This is a genomic window from Streptococcus varani, assembly GCF_001375655.1.
In the GTDB taxonomy this organism is placed as follows: Bacteria; Bacillota; Bacilli; order Lactobacillales; family Streptococcaceae; genus Streptococcus; species Streptococcus varani.
Genome location: NZ_CTEN01000003.1, coordinates 63,337 through 83,833, shown reverse-complemented (window position 1 = coordinate 83,833; position 20,497 = coordinate 63,337). Strand labels below are relative to the sequence as shown.

The window sequence follows — 20,497 nt, the reverse complement described above, 5'->3', positions numbered from 1 at the left end:
GATATCTATTCGTTATTACGGTACTATACGACTACCAAAAGATAAAGGAGTCAACGAATGACCAGAGCTGAAGCAAATCAGATAATTGATTGTTGTTATGTCCACTTGATGGTGATGAAACACCATTATGAAAAGACAAGAGAATTTGAACTGGATATCATTGAAAAAGCTAATTTGGAACAGATTAATGAATTGCTTTTTGCTATCCAGACTGGAATTGATAGAGGGTATTTTATCGATATAGAAGTGACCTGTATCAATGATGATACGACCCAATTATGGGAGGAAGTGTCGCAAACTTTCTCAAAATAAATCTCAAAACCTAAGTAGAAATAACTGGATAACTCTTTGTGTTAGAGTTAATATGGACACAATAACATGACGAAAAGGAGCCAAAAATGTACCTTACAACTTTAAAGAGTCTAGAAAATGATCAGAGTATGCAAGTGATTCATTTTAATGATTGGGTGATTGTACTTGAAGATGTGTTAGTAGGAGATGTTTCTGTTGATATTTTTAAACTCTATCCTACAAGTAATTGGTGTGAGGAATCGGATACCGCAGTAAAATTAATCCATACTTCAGAAGACCGTTTTGAAGATTCAGGTCATGCCATAAAATGGGCCTTCGAAATGATCGGAGAAAGAGATGAATCATAATATTCTACGTTCTATTCAGTTGACTTGAAAAGATGTAAAAGGTTTCAGATGAAGCCTTTTCTTGTACCAAAAAGGAGGTGAGACTGTGGCAGTTAGAGGGCGAAAACCAAAGCCGACCAATTTGAAACTACTTGAAGGTAATCCTGGGAAACGACCTCTACCTACCAACGAGGTTAAGCCTAAGCAGAAAGCCCCACGTTGCCCCCAGTGGCTGGAAGATGATGCCAAGAAGGAATGGAAGCGAGTGGGGAAAATTCTTGAGCAGATGGGCTTGTTAACGGAGATGGACATGACGGCCTTTGCAGGGTATTGCCAAGCTTATGCAAGGTGGAAGGAAGCAGAGGAGTTTCTCTCTAAACATGGCTCCATCATCAAGACCCCAAACGGCTATCTCCAACAAGTGCCACAGGTGTCTATCAGTCAGACCAATCTGAAGATTATGCTCAAGTTCTGTGAGCAGTTTGGTTTGACGCCATCAGCTCGTAACCGCTTGGCGACTATGGACGCAGAAGTTGGTACAGGTGATGAGATGGAAGATTTGTTAGGAGGTATTTTATGACCTATCGTTATAAACCAACTCCCTTTATGCTTTCGACTTCACATTACGACAAGGCAAAGGCAGATAGGGCAGTGACCTTTATCCAGAATCTCTGTCATACCAAAGGGAAGTGGGCAGGCAAGAAGTTTGACTTGTTGCCGTGGCAGGAACAGATTGTCCGAGATCTATTTGGAATAGTGAAAGAGGATGGTAATCGTCAGTTCTTAACTGCTTACATTGAAATTCCAAAGAAGAACGGTAAAAGTGAGTTGGCGGCAGCTATTGCCCTCTATCTACTTTATGCCGATAATGAAGCTAGTGCAGAAGTTTATGGAGCAGCTTGTGATCGTAACCAAGCCTCTATTGTTTTTGATGTGGCAAAACAAATGGTACTCATGAGTCGCCCTTTGGAAAAGCGTTCTAAGATAATGGGAGCTACCAAGCGAATTGTCAATTATTCAAACGCTGGGTTTTATCAAGTTCTGTCTGCCGAGACAGGAACCAAGCATGGGCTGAACGTGTCGGGATTGGTCTTTGATGAAATTCATGCCCAACCCAATCGCCATCTCTATGATGTTTTGACCAAGGGTTCTGGGGATGCGAGGGAACAGCCCCTCTTTTTTATCATTACGACAGCAGGGACAGATAAAAACTCCATTTGTTATGAACTCCATACCAAGGCTCTTGATATTCTTAAAGGACGAAAGAAGGACACGTCCTTCTATCCTGTAGTTTATGGTCTTTCTGATGAAGATGACTGGAATGATGAAGCCAACTGGCTGAAAGCTAATCCATCACTTGGTCATACCATTGGGATTGACCGTGTTCGTGAAGCCTATCAACAGGCTCTTGATAACCCAGCAGAGGAGAATGTCTTTAAGCAGCTCCGTCTCAATATGTGGACAAGTTCCAGTGTGGCTTGGATACCTGAACACGTTTATGCCAAAGGAAATGCCCCAATTGACTATGGAGCTCTCAAAGGTCGTGATTGTTACGCAGGGCTTGACCTCTCAAGTACCTCTGACATTACAGCTTTTGTTTTGGTCTTTCCTCCTCGATATGAGGAAGAAAACTATATCATTTTGCCCTTTTTCTGGTTACCAGAAGATACATTGGAGCTCCGTTGCCGTCGTGACCATGTGCTCTATGATGTCTGGGAAAGACAAGGCTATATCAAGACAACTGAAGGGAATGTTGTTCACTATGGTTTCATCGAGAAATTCATTGAACAACTCTCTGATACCTATCACATCAAGGAAATTGCCTACGACCGTTGGAATGCGACGCAGATGGTGCAGAACCTTGAGGGGATGGGATTAACCATGGTGCCATTTGGACAAGGCTACAAGGATATGAGTCCACCTTCTAAAGAACTCTACAAACTCATGATGGAGGGGAAAGTTCAACACGGAGGTCATCCAGTTCTTAAATGGATGGGACAAAACGTGGTCATGCGACAAGACCCAGCTGGTAATATCAAGCCTGATAAGGAGAAATCAGTTGAGAAGATTGATGGTATTGTGGCTCTCATTATGGGACTTGACCGTTGTATTCGCCATCAAGGTAATGAGGGAAGTATTTATGATGAGCGAGGCATATTGAGTTTTTAGTTGAAGTATAAAGAGAAGTTTGATAAAATGTAAATACAAATCATCTTTACAAAAGAGGTCTTTATTATGGCAAATACTCAACCAGTCAATTTTAGAGCAGATTCTGTCTTTTACCAACAAACCAAAGCAATTCTAGCAGATGAAAAGTTAACGCTTTCTGATGTTTTCAATGCGGCTCTCCGTAAAATTGCGACAGGGGCAGTCGATGCAAAAGAATTCGTTTCTAGCGATTTAACAGAATCACAGTATCAAATTGCTTTTGAAGATTTGAAAAAGGAGATTTTGCTTGGGCATCAAGATATCATGGAGGGCAAGGTGATTGCACTCTCTGATGTAAGAAAGGAATTTGGCCTTGACTAATCACAACCGTTACCATGTTCTTCTTGCAGACCATGCAAAGCAAGACTTGAGGGATATCCATGAATATATCTTAGTGAACTTTTATAGCCAACAATCTGCAGATGGGAAGATTGATTTAATATTATCTGCTCTTGAAACCTTAGAAACTTTTCCTGAGGCCTGTCCTTTGGTATCAAGTCGTGGTTATGGTCAATTGACTGATGATGGTAAAATCTATCGCTATATGCCTATCGAAAACTATATTGCTTTTTATTTCATAGAGCAACACACCGTTAACGTTGCCCGTATCATGAATTCAAAGCAAAACTGGGCTAAATTATTCAATAAATAGTTCTAAATCTTCTACTCTAAAACTTGATATTTAGAGTAAAAATAGAACAACAACCATTAAATTTTATTAGTGAGGTGGTAAATGTGGCGAATACAATTTTACCTATAAAAATGGATTACGAACTTGTTTCAAGCGCCCGAGAAATTTGTGCTAAATCTGGTGTGGAGATAGAGGATTTAGTAACAGACTATTTAGGCTTTGTGACTACTTTGGAAGATTCAGTGGTTGATCGGGTGAAAGAAATTCCGAATGAGGATGAAAAATCAGAATGGCTTGCCAAACATTATCTTGTTGTTCGAGCTAATCAATTAAATGGTATGGTTTGTAAAAAAGACTGAAAGCACTTCAAAATGAGGTGCTTTTTTCGTACCCAAAAATAAGGAGGGCTTATGGGACTACTTGATATACTTGGAAGAAAAAGGGCTAGAGACAAGCCCCAAAACAGTTATGAAGGTCAGGATTTCTCCTACCTCTTTGGGCGAACAACCAGTGGGGAGAACGTGGATGAATTTAAAGCCATGCAGACGACGGCAGTCTATGCCTGTGTTCGTATCTTGGCTGAAGCAGTGGCTTCACTACCTGTTCATGTCTATGAACGTACGCTTACTGGTAAGGAAAAGAAGGTGGACCATCCCTTGTATTTCTTACTCCATGATGAACCCAATCCAGAGATGTCGTCTTTTGTCTTTCGAGAAACCTTGATGACCCATCTCTTGATTTGGGGAAATGCCTATGTTCAGATTATTCGTGACAGAAGTGCGCAGGTAATTAGCCTCTACCCCCTCTTGCCTGACAAGATGTCAGTGCATCGTGATGATAGTGGCAAACTCTACTACAAATACCAACGTCAAACTGAGGAGAATCCAAACTTTAAAGAAAAGGGTGCTGTCATCTTAAAACAGGAAGATGTCCTTCACATCCCTGGGCTTGGATTTGATGGTTTGATTGGTTACTCTCCTATTGCCCTTGCCAAAAACGCGATAGGGATGACCTTGGCAACGGAAAACTATGGGGCTTCATTTTTCAAAAATGGGGCAAATCCAGGAGGAGTTTTGGAGCACCCGGGCATTCTCAAAGACCCCAAACGAGTCCGAGATTCTTGGAATGCGGTCTACAATGGGGTGACTAATGCCCATAGGGTAGCGGTACTTGAAGAAGGGATGAAGTACACGCAGGTAGGTATCCCACCAGAGGAAGCCCAGTTCTTGCAGACAAGAAAGTTTCAAATCAATGAGATTGCAAGGCTCTACCGAGTGCCACCTCACATGGTGGGAGATTTGGAGAAATCTTCTTTTTCAAACATCGAACAACAGTCCTTGGAGTTTGTCAAATATACTTTAGACCCTTGGGTGGTTCGTCTGTAACAAGCCTTCAAGCGGTCTCTTTTTTTACCCGAAGAAAAGAAACGCTATCTCATCAAATTCAATGTGGATGGTCTGCTTCGTGGTGATTACCAAAGCCGTATGAATGGTTATGCCATTGCACGTCAAAATGGTTGGCTTTCGACTAATGATATCCGTGAGTTGGAAGATTTGAATTTGTTATCTGATGAAGAAGGTGGAAACCTTTACTTGATTAATGGCAACATGACCAAATTAAAAGATGCTGGTGGTTTCATGAAGCAACCGTCAGAAACGGAACCAGAAGAAGACCCATCAGAGGAGGAAGAAGATGCGTAAATTTTGGAACTTTACCGATGAAGGAGATGTCCGCACTCTTCGGATTGAAGGACAGATTGCGGACGAGACTTGGTTTGGGGATGAAGTTACCCCACAGCTCTTTAAGAATGACTTGACTTCTGGAATAGGCGATATCACCCTCTGGATTAACAGTCCAGGGGGTGATGTTTTTGCGGCAGCCCAAATCTATAACATGCTTATGGATTATAAGGGCGATGTCCATGTCATCATTGATGGTCTAGCCGCAAGTGCCGCTAGTGTCATTGCCATGGCAGGGACGACGGTTTCCATGAGTCCTGTTTCCATGATGATGATTCATAACCCATGGACATTTGCACAAGGTGAAGCTAAGGATATGGCTAAGGTCATTGACATGCTTGGTGAAATTAAGGAGTCTATCATTAACGCCTACGAGTTGCGAACAGGACTTTCCAGAACCAAGATTTCACATCTCATGGATTCGGAATCGTGGTTCAATGCCAAGAAGGCCGTGGAGCTTGGCTTTGCGGATAAGGTTCTCTTTGAGAAAGAGGAAACATCAGAGCAGAATCATCAAAATAGCTACACCTTTAGCAGAGTAACTGCGGTTCATGATTTAGTGGTGAAACTACAATCGAGTCTTCAACCACCTAAACCAAAGAACACCATCCCCCTCAATCAGTTGGAAAAACGATTGAATTTATTGAAATAAAAGGAGAAACCCTATGTCTAAATTACTTGAATTGAAAGAAAAATGTAACCAGGCTTGGCAACAAGCTAAAGCCTTTCTTGACTCTGTACGTACTGAAGATGGCTTGGTCTCAGAAGAAGATTCCAAACGCTATGAAGAGATGGAATCCAAAATCAATCTCTACAATCAAGAGATTGCTCGCTTGGAGCGTCAAGAAAAAATTGACCTTGAACTGGCTCAACCAACCTCTCAAGCCCTCACCACTCAACCAACGACAGTTTTGAAAGACATAGTCGTAGAGGACGAGAAGAAAGGCATCGCTTCAGATATCTATACCAAAACCTTCTGGACCAATGTCCGTAAGCGAAACTACTTGGATCTGAACAATGCCTTGCGTGTTGGCGAGGACACCGAAGGTGGTCATCTTGTTCCTGATGAATACGAGAAAAAATTGGTTCAAGGTCTTCAGGAAGAAAATTTCTTCCGTAGCCTTGCAACCGTTATTAAAACCTCAAGTGGTGAGCGTAAGATTCCCGTTGTGACTGGTCACGGTACAGCGTCATGGATGGATGAAAATGGTCTCTACCCTGAAACGGATGAAACATTTGGTCAAGTGACTCTGGATTCTCATAAGATTGGGACTGCCATTCGCGTTTCTGAAGAGTTGTTGAATGATTCAGTCTTTGACCTTGAGTCCTACATGACGACAGAGTTTGCCCGTCGTATTGGGGCAGAAGAAGAAAAAGCCTTTCTCATCGGAGACGGCTCTAAGAAACCAACTGGGATCTTCACGCAGGCAGAAGTGACTGGACCAACAACCTCAACCAAGGATATCACTTTTGATGACATGATTGAGTTATACCATTCTCTTCCAGCTCCATATCGTAAGAATGCGGTATGGATTTTGCATGATACGACCGTCAAAGCAATCCGTAAACTCAAGGATAATAACGGAAATTACATCTGGCAACCCTCCACTCAAGCTGGACAGCCAGATTTGATTCTCAATCGTCCATACTATACGTCGACCTTTGCGCCACTACCTGAAGCAGGCAATAAAGCCATTGCCTTTGGGGACATCTCATACTATTGGATCGCAGACCGACAAGGGCGTACCTTCAAGCGACTCAATGAGCTCTACGCCAATAATGGGCAGATTGGTTTCTTGGCTTCGCAACGTGTCGATGGTAAGTTGGTCTTGCCAGAAGCCGTAAAAACCTTGACGGTGAAGGCTAAAGCATCATGATCAAACTCGATGATGCCAAACTCTATCTAAAGGTAGATCATGACGATGAGGACGAGTTGATTGAGCACTTGATTGAAACCAGTTATCAACTCTGTAAAGATATTTTACGACAGGCAAGTCAGTCTGAGGTTCTAAAGACGGCAATCCTTTTTGGGGTTGCCTATCTTTATGAACACCGTGAGACCGCCAATCACAAAGAGTTGAAGGAGACCCTTTATCACTTGCTTCTGGCAGAACGAAAGGATGTGTTCTAATGAAAATTGCTCCTTTACGTGAAAAGATGATTTTCCAAATTCGGCAGATTATTCAGGATGAGATAGGCAACGAATCATCTACTTGGATACCTCTCTTTGAACGTTGGTGTTCCTGTCGCCCTATCGCTTTAACTGAGAGGGATGGAAGTGTGACCAAGTTGATTCACAACAAGGTGCAGTTTACCCTGCGTTATGACAAAGCAGTGCTTGCGTTGAACACCTTGACTGCACGACTTCAATTCCGAGGTCAGACCTATACCATTGAGTCCATCGATGGTGATACTGTGGCTCGAAGCTTGATTTATGTTGTTGCGACTAGGGAGGAACCTTATGACTAAGATTGGACTTGATGATTTAGCTTCTGTTATTGAAAAGGAGCTGACCACCTATGTCAAAGGCACCACAGACACTATGCGTGAGGTGGTTGAGGAAGTCACAAATGATGCCGTTGAGACCTTAACCGTCACGTCGCCCAAACGTCGTGGGAAGTATGCCAAAGGTTGGACGAGTAGGGCAACGACTGACACCAATACAGCTCTGACTAAGACCATTCACAACCGAACCCCAGGACTGACGCATTTGCTCGAAGATGGGCATGCCAAACAAAACGGTGGTCGGGTTGAAGGGCGAAAGCACATTGCTCCTGTCGAGAAAAAGGCGATTGCATCTTTTGAAGATAGGCTGAGACAGAAACTGTGAGGTGGTTTATGCGTTTTGACAACCTCTTTCGTGTCCTAAAAGAGACCAAACTTCCAGTAGCCTATCACCATTTTGAGGAAGGGCACAGTCCCAGTCCTCCCTTTATGGTTTATCTGGTCACTGATTCAGATAATCAAGGGGCAGATAACTGGGCTTATCACAAAAGACTTAACGTTCAGATTGAACTTTACACGACAAAGAAAGACTTAGCAACAGAAGAAACGGTGGAATCAGTTCTTGATGATCACCGTCTTTATTTTGACAAGGTAGAGACTTACATCGCTAGTGAGAAACTCTACCAAACCATTTATTCCATCACACTATTAGGAGGATAATCATGGCAGAAAAAAACAAGGTCACCTTTGGCCTACAAGATGTCCACTGGGCAGAAGTCACCAATGAGGGAGCAGACGGAGCCTTAACCTATGGTAATGTTGAGCGTCTTCGTGGTGCTGCAGAATTAACCCTTGAACCCACTGGAGACAAGGGTTCTTATAAGGCGGACAATATCAATTTCTATACCTCAGAATCCAACGATGGCTACGAGGGGACATTGAAAGTTGCCCTATTAACGCAGGAGTTTCTGACTCGAGTTCTTGGTGAACAATTGGATGAAGGCACCAATACCATCTCAGAGATCGCAAATAGCGAGAAGAGAAACTTTGCCCTCATGTTCCGATTTGAAGGGGACAAGAAAGAGACGCTTCATGTGCTTTATTACTGTTATGCGTCACGGCCCACTGTTGGGTCTAAAACCAAGTCAGGGGCTGATATCAACGAAGTCGAACTGAATTTTACTGCCAGTCCACGACCACTAGATAAGATTGTCCGTCGTAGAACTACTGAAGAGACAAGCGATGAAGTCCGTCAAAATTGGTTCAAGGCAGTCTTTGAACCTCGTAAATAAAGGAGTCACTTATGCGTACAAGTATTACTATCAGTGACAATCACTATGAATTGGCTACCAATGCCTACACCCCCATTGCTTACAAGGAGCAGTTTGGGAAAGATTATTTTCAGGATCTCTTTTCTATGGTCAATAGTCAAGCCATATTGGAAAAGCTCGATCAATTGGAGGAAGGAGAAGAACTAAAGAGCAATCAGATTGATCTGTCTATCTTATCTGATTTTGATATGACCTTTTTCCACCGTATTTTTTGGGTCTTTGCCAAATCCGCCAATCCTCGTATCAAGCCATTTATGGATTTCTTCATGGACATGGAGGAGTTCCCAGTACAGGAAGTCGCCCCAGTCTTGATGGAGATGTTAAATCATGGGATGAGCACTCGAAAAAAGCAGATGACTCAGAAGCAGCGAGTGAAGAAATTTTCACAGTAGAAAGTTACCTGTCATGCTGTAAAGAGACAGGATTATCCATTGATGACTTAAAACATATCTCAATTGGCATGGCTTTAGACTATCAGACGGATTATGTCGAACTGCGTACAAAAGAACAGGTCAATGAACGACGAGCAACCCAAGCTGACTTTGACAATTTCTAGTAGGAACTGAACACGGGCTAAAAGCTGTGTAAAAAAGAGAGAGAGGAACTTTGTTGCAAGCACCATTCATCCCTCTCCTATTTTTACCTTGCTTTTGACGCCCTTTGTATCTTGATGGAAGGAGGAGTGACCATGGCTGGTAACATCAAAGGGATTACCATTGAGATTGGTGGGGATACCCAACCCTTACAAAATGCCTTAAAGGGTGTGAACAAACAAGCTTCTGAGGCCACAAAAGAACTGCGTCAGATTGACAAGGCGCTTAAGTTTGACACTGGTAATGTTACTCTCCTGACCCAAAAGCAGGAAGTCTTAGCCAAACAAGTTGAGATCACCAAGGAGAAGCTAGCTACGCTTCGTCAAGCTCAATCTCAAGTCGAAGCTCAGTTTAAGGCTGGAAACATCGGTGCAGACCAGTACCGTGCCTTTCAGCGGGAGGTGGAGAGCACTCAAGCGGTCTTAAAGGGTTATGAATCAAAGCTAGAAAGTGTAAACAAAACCCTTTCAGAAAATGGAGCACAGGTTGAAACTAATCGTTCAAAACTCAATCATCTCCAAAATGAGCAGGCACAATTGGTGTCAGAGAGTGAGAAACTCAATAGTTCCTTTAAGCTACAAGAATCAAGTTTAGGTTCGACCGCAAGTGAGGCTGATAAGTTAGCACTCGCCCAACAAAAGGTAGCTGCTCATTCAGAGATCCTTGAGAAACAGATTCATAATCTGGAACAACAGCTCTCTTTGACGAAGAGGGAATATGGGGAGAATTCGGTTGAAGCTAATAAGCTTGAGAAAACCCTCAATGAGACAAAGACAGCTTACAACAATCTTCAAAATGAGATGGAGGAGTTGGCGTCTAGTTCTGAAAGTTCCAAGGCTTCTTTAGAGGAGACAAATAACCTCTTAAAAGCTGACCTTCTCATGGAGTTTGGCGATAAATTAGGAGAGGCGTCACAGAAGTTGATTGACTTCGGTAAGCAATCGCTTGACGCTTTTCTTGAAGTTGATGAGGGGATGGATATTATTGTCACCAAGACCGGGGCGACAGGTTCTGCTCTTGAAGAGATGACAGACATTGCCAAAAATCTAGCAACCGAACTACCAACAGATTTTAATACAGCAGGAAGTGCTGTCGGAGAATTGAATACGCAATTTGGGTTAACAGGAGATGCCTTAAAAAGTGCATCTACCCAGTTGATTCAGTTCTCTGAAATTAATGGGAGCGATGTGACGAACTCTGCCATTTCAGCCAAACAAGCCATTGAAGCCTATGGGCTTGAAGCGATTGATTTAGGAAGAGTTTTAGATACCGTCACTTACACTAGCCAACAAACTGGAGTCGGTGTTCAAGAATTGATGGATAAAGCTGTAGCTGGAGCACCACAAATTAAGTCACTCGGCTTATCTTTTGATGATGGTGTGACCCTAATGGGTCGCTTTGAAAAAGCTGGTGTTGATTCATCGGCAGCCCTATCATCCTTATCCAAAGCAGCAGTTGCATATGCCAAAGACGGATTGACCTTGAAAGAAGGTCTGGCTGGAACCGTTGAGCAAATCAAGCAATCGACCAGTGAAACCGAAGCGCTATCCTTAGCATCTGAGGTATTTGGTAGTAAGGCCGCCCCTCGCATGGTAGATGCCATCAAGCGTGGGGCTTTATCTTTTGATGACCTTGCAGGAACTGCAGAGAAAGCTTCTGGGATTGTGAAACAGACCTATGAGGGAACACTGGACCCCATTGATCAATTCACGACCGCTCAAAACTCCGCCAAGTTAGCCATGGCTGAGATTGGTGATGCCATAGCAGGAACGCTAGCCCCTATTCTAGAAGTTTTGGCGACTCTTTTACAAAATATTGCGAATTGGTTCTCAGGACTCTCAGAACCAGTGAAACAGTTTCTTGTCATTGTTGGTCTGCTAGTTGCTGGATTGGGTTTATTACTTCCTGTATTTCTTGCCTTGCAAGCAGCCGCCATGGCAATGGGGACGACTATCATGGGTATGATCACTATGGCAGCTCCAATTGTAGGAATCATTCTTGGTATCATTGCCGTCATTGCCTTACTGGTTGTTGGAATCCAGCAACTCTGGCAACATAACGAAGGTTTTCGTACAGCGGTAACCGAAATTTGGAATGCCATTTCAACCTTCCTATCGACTGTCATTCAAGAGATTTCAACTTTTATCATGGCTATTTGGGGAACGCTGACAACTTGGTGGACAGAAAACCAAGACTTGATTTTGAATGCTGCTCATACCGTTTGGACAGCTATTTCGACAGTCATTCAGACCATCATGCAAATTCTTGGACCTTTCCTTAAAGCAGGCTGGGAGAATATCAAACTCATCATTACAACTGCTTGGGAGATGATTAAGAGTGTGGTCGAGACTGCCATCAATGTGGTGCTTGGCATCATTAAAGCGGTCATGCAAGTCATTACTGGTGATTGGTCTGGAGCCTGGGAAACCATCAAACAGGTCTTATCGATGGCTTGGGAGGGAATTAAATCCCTTATTTCCTTAGCACTGAACTTCATTATCCAGTACATCACAAGTTCTTGGACGGGAATTAAGAATACCCTCTCGAATTTATTAACAGCGATTAGTTCCCTTGTTTCATCTATTTGGACAGCCATTCAATCAACTATTTCTATTATTTTAGCTAATATAGGGGCAACTGTCTCAAATAGTTGGAATGGTATCCGAAACACTGTGTCTAATATCTTGAATGGCATTTCAAGCACGGTTTCATCCGTTTGGAATGGAGTAAAAAATACCATTTCCAATGCCATCAATGCCGCAAGAGATGCCGTGAGTAACGCGATCAATGCCATCAAAAATCTCTTTAACTTCCAAATTCGGTGGCCGCATATTCCCCTACCACATTTTAGAGTGTCAGGTTCAGCCAATCCTCTTGATTGGTTGAAGGGTGGTTTGCCATCCATTTCCATTGATTGGTATGCCAAGGGTGGTATTTTAACCAAGCCGACAGCTTTTGGAATGAATGGTAATCGCTTGATGGTTGGTGGTGAGGCTGGAAAAGAGGCTGTATTGCCATTGAATGAACAGACACTTGGTGCTATTGGTCGAGGCATAGCTAAAACCATGACAAGTAACCTCTCATCTATTCAGATTACTATTATAGGCAATACCGTGAGAGAAGAGGCTGATCTTCATCGGCTTGCGGATTTAGTTGGCGAGAAGTTGTTGTACGAGTTAGAACGTCAACAAGGATTGAAAGGAGTAAGACTATGATAAGACAGAATGCCTTAACGATTGATGGTGTTTCCACCAGCTCTTTTCCCTTTAAGGTTATCGTGGAGGATAGTCCCTCGATTACGGTTAGTGAAAGCAAGACCATCTTGATTGAGCATCAGGGCTTGTCAGGAGCCGTTCTCCAAAGTAATCCTCACCGTAGTGTCATGGACTTGAGTTACACCCTATACTTGGTCAAGCCCAGTGAGGAGCAGTTGTATAGCTTTCTCAAACTCTTTTTGAAAGAGGGGTTCTGGCTGGAAAATTCCAGTTTCAAAACCACTCGCTGGTGGTGTTATAAAGCCAGCCATACGCCTGTCCAAAAGGATAAACTAGGTGTCTATGAGACCAAGGTTACTTTTTCGTGCCACCCTACTAAGTGGTTTAAATCGACCAGCCCACAGGTTTTTAGAATCAGTGGAACCTTACGCTGTCAAGGTTCAGCAATTGCATATCCTAAAATTACAATAACTGGCAATTCGAGTAGTGAGACCAGCTTTACCATCGGAGACGATGTCATTCGCTTAGAGCGATTGCAGGAGATGGTTGTCATGGATAACAATCCTAGTCAGCCAAGTTTTAAAACACAACGAGGTCAGCTCATCAAGTGGGCTGGCGATTTTATTGCCATAGATGCAGGGAAAAGGGACTCTGTCGGAGTTGTCCTTGGTCCTGGTATCACATCATTAACCATTGAAACGAATTGGGGGTGGGCTTAGTGCTATCATTATTAGACAAAACAGTACGTACGGCAAAATGGCATGGGAAGCCACTCCCAGGAACCATTAAGGCAAGCGTCAAGGAAACCATAAATGGCGATTTTGTTCTGACCTTTACCTATCCACTCACGGACAGTGGCTTGTACCGAGACCTCAAGGAGGATTACTTGGTTCGTAGTCCTGTTCCGGTGCTAGGTCATCAGTTATTTCGGATTAAGAAAGTCATTGAAGGGGATACCAACCTTGAAGTGACCGCATATCATATTTCAGATGACATCATGACTAGACTAGTAGCACCATTTAGGTGTGACCAAGTCCCATGTGCGACAGCACTCTCTAGTCTCGTTATGGCAAGCAAGTCTGCATTGGGTGATTATTCCTTTACCAGCGATATTGCCAAGAATAGAACTTACACCAGCGATAAAGAACAGACCCTTTATTCTGCCCTACTAGATGGTAAACATTCTATCGTAGGAACTTGGGAAGGGGAGTTAGTTCGAGATAATCTAGCCATGTCAGTGAAGGCAGAGCGAGGACAAGACCGTGGTGTGATTATCTCGACCCACTACAACTTGAAAAAGTATCAACGCACCAAGGAAAGTTCTCAGGTTATCACTCGGATTCATGCCACTTCATCCTTTAAGCAGGAGGGGCAGGAAAAAGAGACTGTTCTAAGGGTCACCGTTGATAGTCCCCTAATTAACTCTTATCCTTTCATCAACGAAGTGACATATACCAATAATAACCTCAAAACTCGTCAGGAGCTGATAGAGTGGGCTAGTCGCAAGTTTCGCCTAGAGGGGATTGATAAACCCAAGGATGCCATTGTCGTTGAAGCCTTTGAGTTGGATGGACAAACCGTTCATCTAGGGGATACAGTGACCCTAAAAAGTAAACTACATGGGATTGATATGAAAAAGAAAGCTATTGCTTATGATTATGATCCGCTGTCTGAGACCTACCGTACTATAACTTTTGACGACAAAGCTGGTATTGGTTCAAGTAAAGCAACAGGAGGTTTATCAACACTGGCAAGTAATCTCATTGAAATTAATCAGCGCAGTGAAGATGTAGCGGTTGAGCTTGCGATGGAGAATGCCAACAAAGCCTTTGAAGCCGAGTTCGAGAAACGTCAAGTAGCTATTGATGATGCCATCGAGCAAGCTCAAAGTCATGGGGAAGTTTACGCAGATAGGATTAAGGCGAGGATTGAATCAGAACTATCAGTCATTAGCCAACAGATTAAAAATCATGAAGAGGAAAACAATCGCACAACACGAGACATTCTTGCCAAAGCAGGGGTCAATACTAGTCTTGTCAATGAAGCTAGGGCTAAGGCAGAGCAGGCTCAAACTGGGGCGACTGATGCCCTCAGAAGGGCAGAACAAGCCAAGCTTGATGCCATCCAAGAAGCTAACCGCTTAACGACAGCCGAACGCACCCAAACAGACTCCAAGATTGCTAGTGCTAAATCACAAGCCATAACTGAAGCTACTCGTTTGGTAGACCTTGCAAAATCCCTCTTAAATGGACAGATTGGTACAGTTACTAGTAGCTTACATCAGACGAAAGAGGAACTCAAATTACTTGCCAGTAAGCAAGACGTGGATAGCTTGACAGGTCGAGTGACAAGTGCGGAGTCATCCATCCGATTACAGGCTGAACAGATTGCACAGAGAGTGAAGAGTAGTGAGTTTGACCTAGCTAAACAACGATTGCATACAGCTGAAAGTAATATGGTTCAAATGAGTAATCGTATTACAACTGAGATTAGAAATACGGTCGCAAAAATTCCAACAGAAATTGGTGGTCGAAACTTGTATAAGGAATCAACTAGCCATTCAGGTTGGTTGGCAGGTAACGGTGGATTTGGAAAACAAGGTATTCCCAAGGAGCGAACCAGTGATTTCATTAAGGTCAATCCAGAAGAAAAACTAGTATTTTCCTATTGGGTAACGGTGCCATCAGGAGGCATGCCTTGGCATGCTTGGGAATTTTATGATAGCGGAAAGAGACCGATTGGAAACCGTTTTACAGGTAAAAATGCATACAATACCTCTAAGGTAGGAAAAAACTACATTGTTAATCCACTCATTGTCCCTCCAGATGGAAGTTATGTGCGGGTATCCGCAAGAATGTATGATGATGGACAGGTAAAACTAGAGCGAGGGACTATTCCATCTGATTGGTCTCCAGCTCCCGACGATATGGTAGAAGAAATTAATTCTGTCAAAACTAGAATCACTCAAACGGCTAGTGGGGTTGAACAGGTTTCCACTAGAGTGACAGAAGCAGCAGGCAAGATTGCAAGTGCGGAGACACAGATTCGTCAGTTAGTGAACGATGTATCATCTAAGGTCACTCAAACGGACTTTAATACTGTCAAGCGTACGGTAGAAAGTCACACAACTCGTATCAACCAAACCAATCAAGCAATTTTACTCAAAGCTGATAAGACCTTTGTGGATGGGGTGAAGACCACGGCAGATAACGCCCTCTCAAAAGCGACTAGCAATGCGAGCTTGATTAGTCAGACTAAGTCTGAGCTAACTGTTGTCAATGATGCCATTGCTCAAAAAGTGGCCAAATCCGACTTTAATCATTTAACCGATCGAGTGACGAGTGCGGAGTCATCTATTCGAACGCAGGCTGGGGAAATCACTAAGCGGTTGACCTCCACTCAAGTAGAACAAGCCATTACTACCAAAGGTTATCAAACCAAGGCGCAGGTAGACAGTAACATCACTGGTCGTGGTTATATTACCAATTCTGCCCTTACCCCTTATGCGACGACAAGAGTTCTAGAAAATAAAGTTAGGGAGACAACCGATAGCTTTACCAGGCGTATTCGTCAGACGGAGAGCCAAATACCAAGAACTGTAGCTCATAGAAATTTGATGGCTGGAACTTCAGATAAGTGGAATGCCTTTCAAACGATTACCTCAAGCACAAATTGGCTTGTTAGTTTAGGTAGGGTGCAATTTGGGGATAGCTCTGGTATTTACGCAGGCTCTAAGATTCATCTTTACGTTCATGTTTCTGCGGACGAACTTGTATTGGACCCTGCGGTAGCTAATAAAGGGATGAAGCTTCAAGGTCCGGTCTTAGATAATAATAGTGTTTGGACTTGGACGAATTGGAATCTATATCATCCCTTTTATAACAAGTGGTCAAGTACCCTACATGCAGGCGACAACTATCGATTGATCAAACTAACGACAACAGTGACACCAGAAATGTATGCCAATTCTAAAGGATTTGAATTACAGATTCGCATTGACGGAGTCAAGACAGGTCAGTTTCATTGGCGAGCCTTGATGGTGTCAACTGGCGATATTGCACCAGATTATTGGACACCGTCCTTATCGGATTATGCGACTGTTACGGCTTTTCATGAAGTAAGAGATACCGTAACCAGTCATACTAGGACGATTGGTGACCATCATAATCGGATCAGTCAGGTCGTGCAGACCGCAAATGGTATGGTGACAAGGGTAGGAAATCTTGAGACAAGTCGCGCAAGCAATACGACTGTCACTGCCATTCAAACTCAGTTGACGACTTTAGCAGGTTCATGGTCCGTTAAAAACCTAACGAGTGCAGGAACGATATTGAATCAGCTTAATCTCAATAAGGATGGTTCGGTTAAAATTGATGGGAAGTTGGTTCAGATAACGGGAAGAACCTATATCCAAGACGGTGTTATTTCTTCTGCCAAGATTGCTAGCCTTGATGCAGGGAAGATTACCTCTGGCATCATTTCATCATCTCGAATAGGGGCAGAAGCCATTACATCGGATAAGCTCAAGGTAGACCAAGCCTTCTTTAACAAGCTAACAGCCAATGATGTCTATCTACGTCAGCTTTTTGCCAAGTCTGCCTTTATCACACAGGTACAGGCAGTCACCTTGTCCGCCAATAAAATATCTGGTGGGATACTAGCCGCCATCAATGGTGCCATGAAGATAAACTTGACGCAAGGAAATATCAAATTCTTTACCAACGCTCCATCTATCTCTCGGGAAGTGGCGGGTTACCCCCATCAATGGGTTTCCTTTGAAACGGGGACTTCAAATGGTAAACCTTGTGGGGTCACCATCATTGGATCGAACCGTTGGAATAACTGGAATGCCAATGACGGCGGTTTTGTTGGGATTCGTGCTTGGAATGGAGTTAATGATGATCAAATTGATATCGTTGGGGATAAGGTTCGTTTAGCCAGTTCACCTTTTACTAATCCAGATGGATGGGATATCAATACTCTGCCTAACCGACTCAATATTGATGCCCATCGTGCAACAGATAGACCTAGCTCCATTTTGAATATTGGAGATGTTCGTGTGTACCGAAATGCCACAAGCTATGTCAGCTTAAAAGATGTCCTGCAGCAATTCAATCATAACTTTAAACACTTAGTCAATATCACAGGTCGAGGAGATGTCATCTTGACTTGGGATAGTATCAAATAAAGGAGAAACCCTATGAATTTAGAACAAATCAACCAATCATTAAAATTAACCATTCAGGAGCTTGTCACCAAGCTCTCTGATGAAATGACCTCTAAGAACCTCATTGCCATCCAAGTGGTGGAAAAGGATGAGGAACTTAGCTGTTTACGTCAAGAAAACAAGGAATTGTCTGAATTGCTTGATGTGAAAACCAAACCAGTAGAAGGAGAGAAGTAACATGGCACTACTCAATATTGATAAGATAAAGGAACCATTTGATTTAGAAACAGCACTGTCTTACATGAGAAAGAACGGTGAGTTTATCCGTTGTAAGACTTCTGAGCAGGATTTCTATATGTATGTGGAGGAGGTTCGTAGACCAGCTATTAAAAATGGCAAGCGTCAGCTGATTACGATGGAGACAGTTTGGGCCTTTAATCAGTGGGGGAGCACTACCCTAACGCTTAATATCACAGATCTTTTCAGTCACTGTTTTTATCTGATGCGGTTTGATGAAGAGGGAAATCCAGATTGGTCAGACCCAAACCAAGTCGATGAACAACTTGTAGAAAGTGAGGTTACGGATGAAGGAATTACTAACGCTCAATAAGATTCTCTTTTCCACTATTGGAGGGTTGATTGGGTCACATTTTGGAGAGATTGACGGGGTTTTATATGCCCTTTTTATTTTTCTCATCATCGACTATGTGACAGGTGTCTTTGCGGCTATTGTGGAGAAAAAAGTCTCCAGTAGTATTGGTTTTAAAGGGATCTTTAAAAAGATTGTCATTCTTTTTTTGGTTTCGGTTGCACATCTTATTGATACGAAAGTCATGAAGCAAGGGGGAACGATTCGAACAATGGTCATTTTCTTTTACTTGGGTAATGAAGGCTTGAGTATTTTAGAAAATGCGGTGCGGATAGGTTTACCGATACCAGATAGATTACAAGCGTTCTTAAAACAATTTAATGAGAAAGAAGGAGATTAATATGGGAAAACATCTAGTGATTTGTGGGCATGGACAAGGACGAACTGTCTATGATCCAGGGGCTGTTAATTCTAAACGTGGGATTACAGAAGCAGGTAAGGTTCGTGAGTTGGCTAAACTTATGTCCAAATACAGCGGAAAAACTATCGATTATATCACAGACAAAAACGTCTATGATTATAAGTCGCTGGCAAGTCTTGGTAAGGGCTATGATTCAATTACCGAGCTTCACTTCAATGCTTTTAATGGCTCCGCACGAGGAACGGAAGTCCTTATTCAATCCTCTTTGACGGCAGATAAGGAGGACTTGGCCATTTTAAACATCCTTGGCCGATATTTCACCAACCGTGGCATCAAGAAGGTGGATTGGCTCTACAATGCCAATGAGGCGAAGAATCGTGGTTATGCTTATCGTTTGGTAGAAATTGCCTTTATCGACAACGAAGAGGATATGACTATCTTTGAGAATAAAAAAGAGGAGCTGGCAAAAGGCTTGGTGTCTGCCATTACCCAAGAGGAGGTGAAGACAGTTGTCTCTGTCACACCCAGTAAGCAAGGAAGGCAACCCAATCCTTCCACCAGCTCTCTTTATCACGTTGGGGATAGTGTCCGTGTACTTGGTCATGCGACGCATTATCAAACAGGTCAGAAGGTTGCGAGCTGGGTCAAGGGGCGTATCTACAAAATCCTCCAAGTTAAAGCCGTAAATCAATCTCATAGTAAGAGAGCTTACCTGCTTGAAGGGATTCAATCTTGGGTGCTGGAGCAGGATGTGGAAGGTTCCACCAAGGGGCATAGTGAGCAGACCTACACTGCTAAAAAAGGCGATACCTATTGGGGCATCGCACGAAAGTTTGGATTGACAGTTGATGGCTTACTTTCTCTAAACGGCTTGAAGAAAACCGATGTCCTTAAGGTAGGACAGGTACTAAAAATAAACAAGATATCCTCAATCATCAAGGCTGTTCCTACCAGTATGACACAAAGGGTGGTTGCTTCAGCTTTGTCTAAGGTTGGGCAGAAAGTCACTGTTCCAACCAATCCTTATGGTGGTCAATGTGTTAGCTTGGTGGATAAGATTGTGCAGGAGTTGACCGATAAGAACATGGCTTACACCAATGCCATAGATTGTTTGACTAAAGCAAAAGCTAATGGCTTTACGGTCATAAAGGATGCTTGGGGCGTTAACCCCAAGGCTGGTGATTTTTATGTCATCAAGACTGATCATCATCCTTATGGTCACATTGGTATTTGTATCACGGATTCAGACGGTACAAGCATTGATGGGGTTGAGCAGAATGTGGATGGTTATACTGACCACAACAAGAACGGTATCAATGACCAACTGGAAATTGGAGGTGGCGGTATTACTCGCCGAGTGAAGCGTGTCTGGATGGCAGATGGCTCACTTTATGATGCGACTGGCACCGTCAAACTTGGAAAAGTTATCGGTTGGTTCAGATTAGGATAAAAGATTTCAAGCCTGGTGGAAACATCAGGCTTTATTTTTTTTGTCCTTTTTTTCTTAAAAATACGGAAAA

General features: G+C 43.0%; 22 protein-coding genes and 1 pseudogene. All 23 read left to right on the top strand.

From position 1 onward, the window contains the following. Nucleotides 1-57 precede the first annotated feature (57 nt). The 23 genes and pseudogenes from BN1356_RS06520 (at nucleotide 58) to BN1356_RS06410 (ending at nucleotide 20,427) form a co-directional block, all read left to right on the top strand. Nucleotides 58-312, top strand: a complete 255-nt coding sequence (locus BN1356_RS06520; RefSeq protein ID WP_093650602.1) for a hypothetical protein — start codon at nucleotides 58-60, stop codon at nucleotides 310-312. Between the two features lie 86 nt (nucleotides 313-398). Continuing rightward, nucleotides 399-659, top strand: a complete 261-nt coding sequence (locus BN1356_RS06515; protein ID WP_093650601.1) for an Nmad4 family putative nucleotide modification protein — start codon at nucleotides 399-401, stop codon at nucleotides 657-659. A gap of 85 nt (nucleotides 660-744) precedes the next feature. Next, nucleotides 745-1,218: a phage terminase small subunit P27 family gene (locus BN1356_RS06510; protein ID WP_093650600.1), complete on the top strand. Its 474-nt coding sequence runs from the start codon at nucleotides 745-747 to the stop codon at nucleotides 1,216-1,218. Further along, the gene (locus tag BN1356_RS06505; RefSeq protein WP_093650599.1) at nucleotides 1,215-2,807 is read left to right on the top strand and encodes a terminase large subunit; all 1,593 of its coding nucleotides are present in this window, start codon (nucleotides 1,215-1,217) and stop codon (nucleotides 2,805-2,807) included. The genes BN1356_RS06510 and BN1356_RS06505 overlap by 4 nt, the downstream gene beginning before the upstream one ends. Before the next feature lie 66 nt (nucleotides 2,808-2,873). Next, nucleotides 2,874-3,167, top strand: coding sequence for a type II toxin-antitoxin system RelB/ParD family antitoxin (gene relB, locus BN1356_RS06500; RefSeq protein ID WP_093650598.1), 294 nt, complete (start codon nucleotides 2,874-2,876; stop codon nucleotides 3,165-3,167). Continuing rightward, nucleotides 3,160-3,498 carry a type II toxin-antitoxin system RelE/ParE family toxin gene (locus tag BN1356_RS06495; RefSeq protein ID WP_093650979.1) on the top strand — a complete coding sequence of 113 codons (339 nt, stop codon included), beginning with the start codon at nucleotides 3,160-3,162 and terminating at the stop codon, nucleotides 3,496-3,498. Before relB ends, BN1356_RS06495 begins: the two co-directional genes overlap by 8 nt. 83 nt (nucleotides 3,499-3,581) lie before the next feature. Further along, the gene (locus BN1356_RS06490; protein WP_093650597.1) at nucleotides 3,582-3,836 is read left to right on the top strand and encodes a hypothetical protein; all 255 of its coding nucleotides are present in this window, start codon (nucleotides 3,582-3,584) and stop codon (nucleotides 3,834-3,836) included. Between the two features lie 51 nt (nucleotides 3,837-3,887). Beyond that, nucleotides 3,888-5,177: pseudogene (locus BN1356_RS06485) on the top strand (phage portal protein). Next, nucleotides 5,170-5,868 (top strand): head maturation protease, ClpP-related, encoded by a 699-nt coding sequence (locus BN1356_RS06480; RefSeq protein ID WP_093650596.1) that lies wholly within the window; start codon nucleotides 5,170-5,172, stop codon nucleotides 5,866-5,868. Before BN1356_RS06485 ends, BN1356_RS06480 begins: the two are co-directional and overlap by 8 nt. Nucleotides 5,869-5,881: 13 nt before the next feature. Further along, nucleotides 5,882-7,093, top strand: a complete 1,212-nt coding sequence (locus BN1356_RS06475; RefSeq protein ID WP_093650595.1) for a phage major capsid protein — start codon at nucleotides 5,882-5,884, stop codon at nucleotides 7,091-7,093. Further along, nucleotides 7,090-7,347 (top strand): head-tail connector protein, encoded by a 258-nt coding sequence (locus BN1356_RS06470; protein ID WP_093650594.1) that lies wholly within the window; start codon nucleotides 7,090-7,092, stop codon nucleotides 7,345-7,347. Before BN1356_RS06475 ends, BN1356_RS06470 begins: the two co-directional genes overlap by 4 nt. Next, nucleotides 7,347-7,685, top strand: coding sequence for a phage head completion protein (locus tag BN1356_RS06465; protein ID WP_093650593.1), 339 nt, complete (start codon nucleotides 7,347-7,349; stop codon nucleotides 7,683-7,685). The genes BN1356_RS06470 and BN1356_RS06465 overlap by 1 nt, the downstream gene beginning before the upstream one ends. Beyond that, nucleotides 7,678-8,046, top strand: a complete 369-nt coding sequence (locus BN1356_RS06460; protein ID WP_093650592.1) for an HK97 gp10 family phage protein — start codon at nucleotides 7,678-7,680, stop codon at nucleotides 8,044-8,046. The genes BN1356_RS06465 and BN1356_RS06460 overlap by 8 nt, the downstream gene beginning before the upstream one ends. Nucleotides 8,047-8,054: 8 nt before the next feature. Continuing rightward, nucleotides 8,055-8,381, top strand: coding sequence for a hypothetical protein (locus BN1356_RS06455; protein WP_093650591.1), 327 nt, complete (start codon nucleotides 8,055-8,057; stop codon nucleotides 8,379-8,381). A gap of 2 nt (nucleotides 8,382-8,383) precedes the next feature. Next, nucleotides 8,384-8,953, top strand: coding sequence for a major tail protein (locus BN1356_RS06450; RefSeq protein WP_093650590.1), 570 nt, complete (start codon nucleotides 8,384-8,386; stop codon nucleotides 8,951-8,953). Between the two features lie 11 nt (nucleotides 8,954-8,964). Beyond that, a complete protein-coding gene (locus BN1356_RS06445) occupies nucleotides 8,965-9,384 on the top strand; it encodes a hypothetical protein (RefSeq protein ID WP_093650589.1) in 420 nt (139 codons plus the stop codon). A 296-nt stretch (nucleotides 9,385-9,680) separates the two neighbouring features. Next, nucleotides 9,681-12,800: a phage tail tape measure protein gene (locus BN1356_RS06440; protein ID WP_093650588.1), complete on the top strand. Its 3,120-nt coding sequence runs from the start codon at nucleotides 9,681-9,683 to the stop codon at nucleotides 12,798-12,800. Further along, entirely contained in the window at nucleotides 12,797-13,519 is a 723-nt protein-coding gene (locus BN1356_RS06435; RefSeq protein WP_093650587.1) for a phage tail protein, read from the top strand. Before BN1356_RS06440 ends, BN1356_RS06435 begins: the two co-directional genes overlap by 4 nt. After that, nucleotides 13,519-17,988, top strand: a complete 4,470-nt coding sequence (locus tag BN1356_RS06430) for a phage tail spike protein (protein ID WP_093650586.1) — start codon at nucleotides 13,519-13,521, stop codon at nucleotides 17,986-17,988. The genes BN1356_RS06435 and BN1356_RS06430 overlap by 1 nt, the downstream gene beginning before the upstream one ends. Nucleotides 17,989-18,000: 12 nt before the next feature. Beyond that, entirely contained in the window at nucleotides 18,001-18,204 is a 204-nt protein-coding gene (locus BN1356_RS06425) for a hypothetical protein (protein ID WP_093650585.1), read from the top strand. 1 nt (nucleotide 18,205) lies between these two features. Further along, on the top strand, nucleotides 18,206-18,577 hold the full coding sequence (locus tag BN1356_RS06420; protein ID WP_093650584.1) for a hypothetical protein: 372 nt from the start codon (nucleotides 18,206-18,208) through the stop codon (nucleotides 18,575-18,577). Then, nucleotides 18,552-18,956, top strand: coding sequence for a phage holin family protein (locus tag BN1356_RS06415; protein WP_093650583.1), 405 nt, complete (start codon nucleotides 18,552-18,554; stop codon nucleotides 18,954-18,956). Before BN1356_RS06420 ends, BN1356_RS06415 begins: the two co-directional genes overlap by 26 nt. A gap of 1 nt (nucleotide 18,957) precedes the next feature. After that, nucleotides 18,958-20,427: a LysM peptidoglycan-binding domain-containing protein gene (locus BN1356_RS06410; protein WP_093650582.1), complete on the top strand. Its 1,470-nt coding sequence runs from the start codon at nucleotides 18,958-18,960 to the stop codon at nucleotides 20,425-20,427. The last annotated feature ends 70 nt before the right edge of the window (nucleotides 20,428-20,497 follow it).

Bases quoted from the DNA above. Each gene is read 5' to 3' on its own strand.
- BN1356_RS06520 (WP_093650602.1), top strand. From the start codon at position 58: ATGACCAGAGCTGAAGCAAATCAGATAATTGATTGTTGTTATGTCCAC.
- BN1356_RS06515 (WP_093650601.1), top strand. From the start codon at position 399: ATGTACCTTACAACTTTAAAGAGTCTAGAAAATGATCAGAGTATGCAA.
- BN1356_RS06505 (WP_093650599.1), top strand. From the start codon at position 1,215: ATGACCTATCGTTATAAACCAACTCCCTTTATGCTTTCGACTTCACAT.
- relB (WP_093650598.1), top strand. From the start codon at position 2,874: ATGGCAAATACTCAACCAGTCAATTTTAGAGCAGATTCTGTCTTTTAC.
- BN1356_RS06480 (WP_093650596.1), top strand. From the start codon at position 5,170: ATGCGTAAATTTTGGAACTTTACCGATGAAGGAGATGTCCGCACTCTT.
- BN1356_RS06475 (WP_093650595.1), top strand. From the start codon at position 5,882: ATGTCTAAATTACTTGAATTGAAAGAAAAATGTAACCAGGCTTGGCAA.
- BN1356_RS06470 (WP_093650594.1), top strand. From the start codon at position 7,090: ATGATCAAACTCGATGATGCCAAACTCTATCTAAAGGTAGATCATGAC.
- BN1356_RS06465 (WP_093650593.1), top strand. From the start codon at position 7,347: ATGAAAATTGCTCCTTTACGTGAAAAGATGATTTTCCAAATTCGGCAG.
- BN1356_RS06460 (WP_093650592.1), top strand. From the start codon at position 7,678: ATGACTAAGATTGGACTTGATGATTTAGCTTCTGTTATTGAAAAGGAG.
- BN1356_RS06455 (WP_093650591.1), top strand. From the start codon at position 8,055: ATGCGTTTTGACAACCTCTTTCGTGTCCTAAAAGAGACCAAACTTCCA.
- BN1356_RS06450 (WP_093650590.1), top strand. From the start codon at position 8,384: ATGGCAGAAAAAAACAAGGTCACCTTTGGCCTACAAGATGTCCACTGG.
- BN1356_RS06445 (WP_093650589.1), top strand. From the start codon at position 8,965: ATGCGTACAAGTATTACTATCAGTGACAATCACTATGAATTGGCTACC.
- BN1356_RS06440 (WP_093650588.1), top strand. From the start codon at position 9,681: ATGGCTGGTAACATCAAAGGGATTACCATTGAGATTGGTGGGGATACC.
- BN1356_RS06435 (WP_093650587.1), top strand. From the start codon at position 12,797: ATGATAAGACAGAATGCCTTAACGATTGATGGTGTTTCCACCAGCTCT.
- BN1356_RS06425 (WP_093650585.1), top strand. From the start codon at position 18,001: ATGAATTTAGAACAAATCAACCAATCATTAAAATTAACCATTCAGGAG.
- BN1356_RS06420 (WP_093650584.1), top strand. From the start codon at position 18,206: ATGGCACTACTCAATATTGATAAGATAAAGGAACCATTTGATTTAGAA.
- BN1356_RS06415 (WP_093650583.1), top strand. From the start codon at position 18,552: ATGAAGGAATTACTAACGCTCAATAAGATTCTCTTTTCCACTATTGGA.
- BN1356_RS06410 (WP_093650582.1), top strand. From the start codon at position 18,958: ATGGGAAAACATCTAGTGATTTGTGGGCATGGACAAGGACGAACTGTC.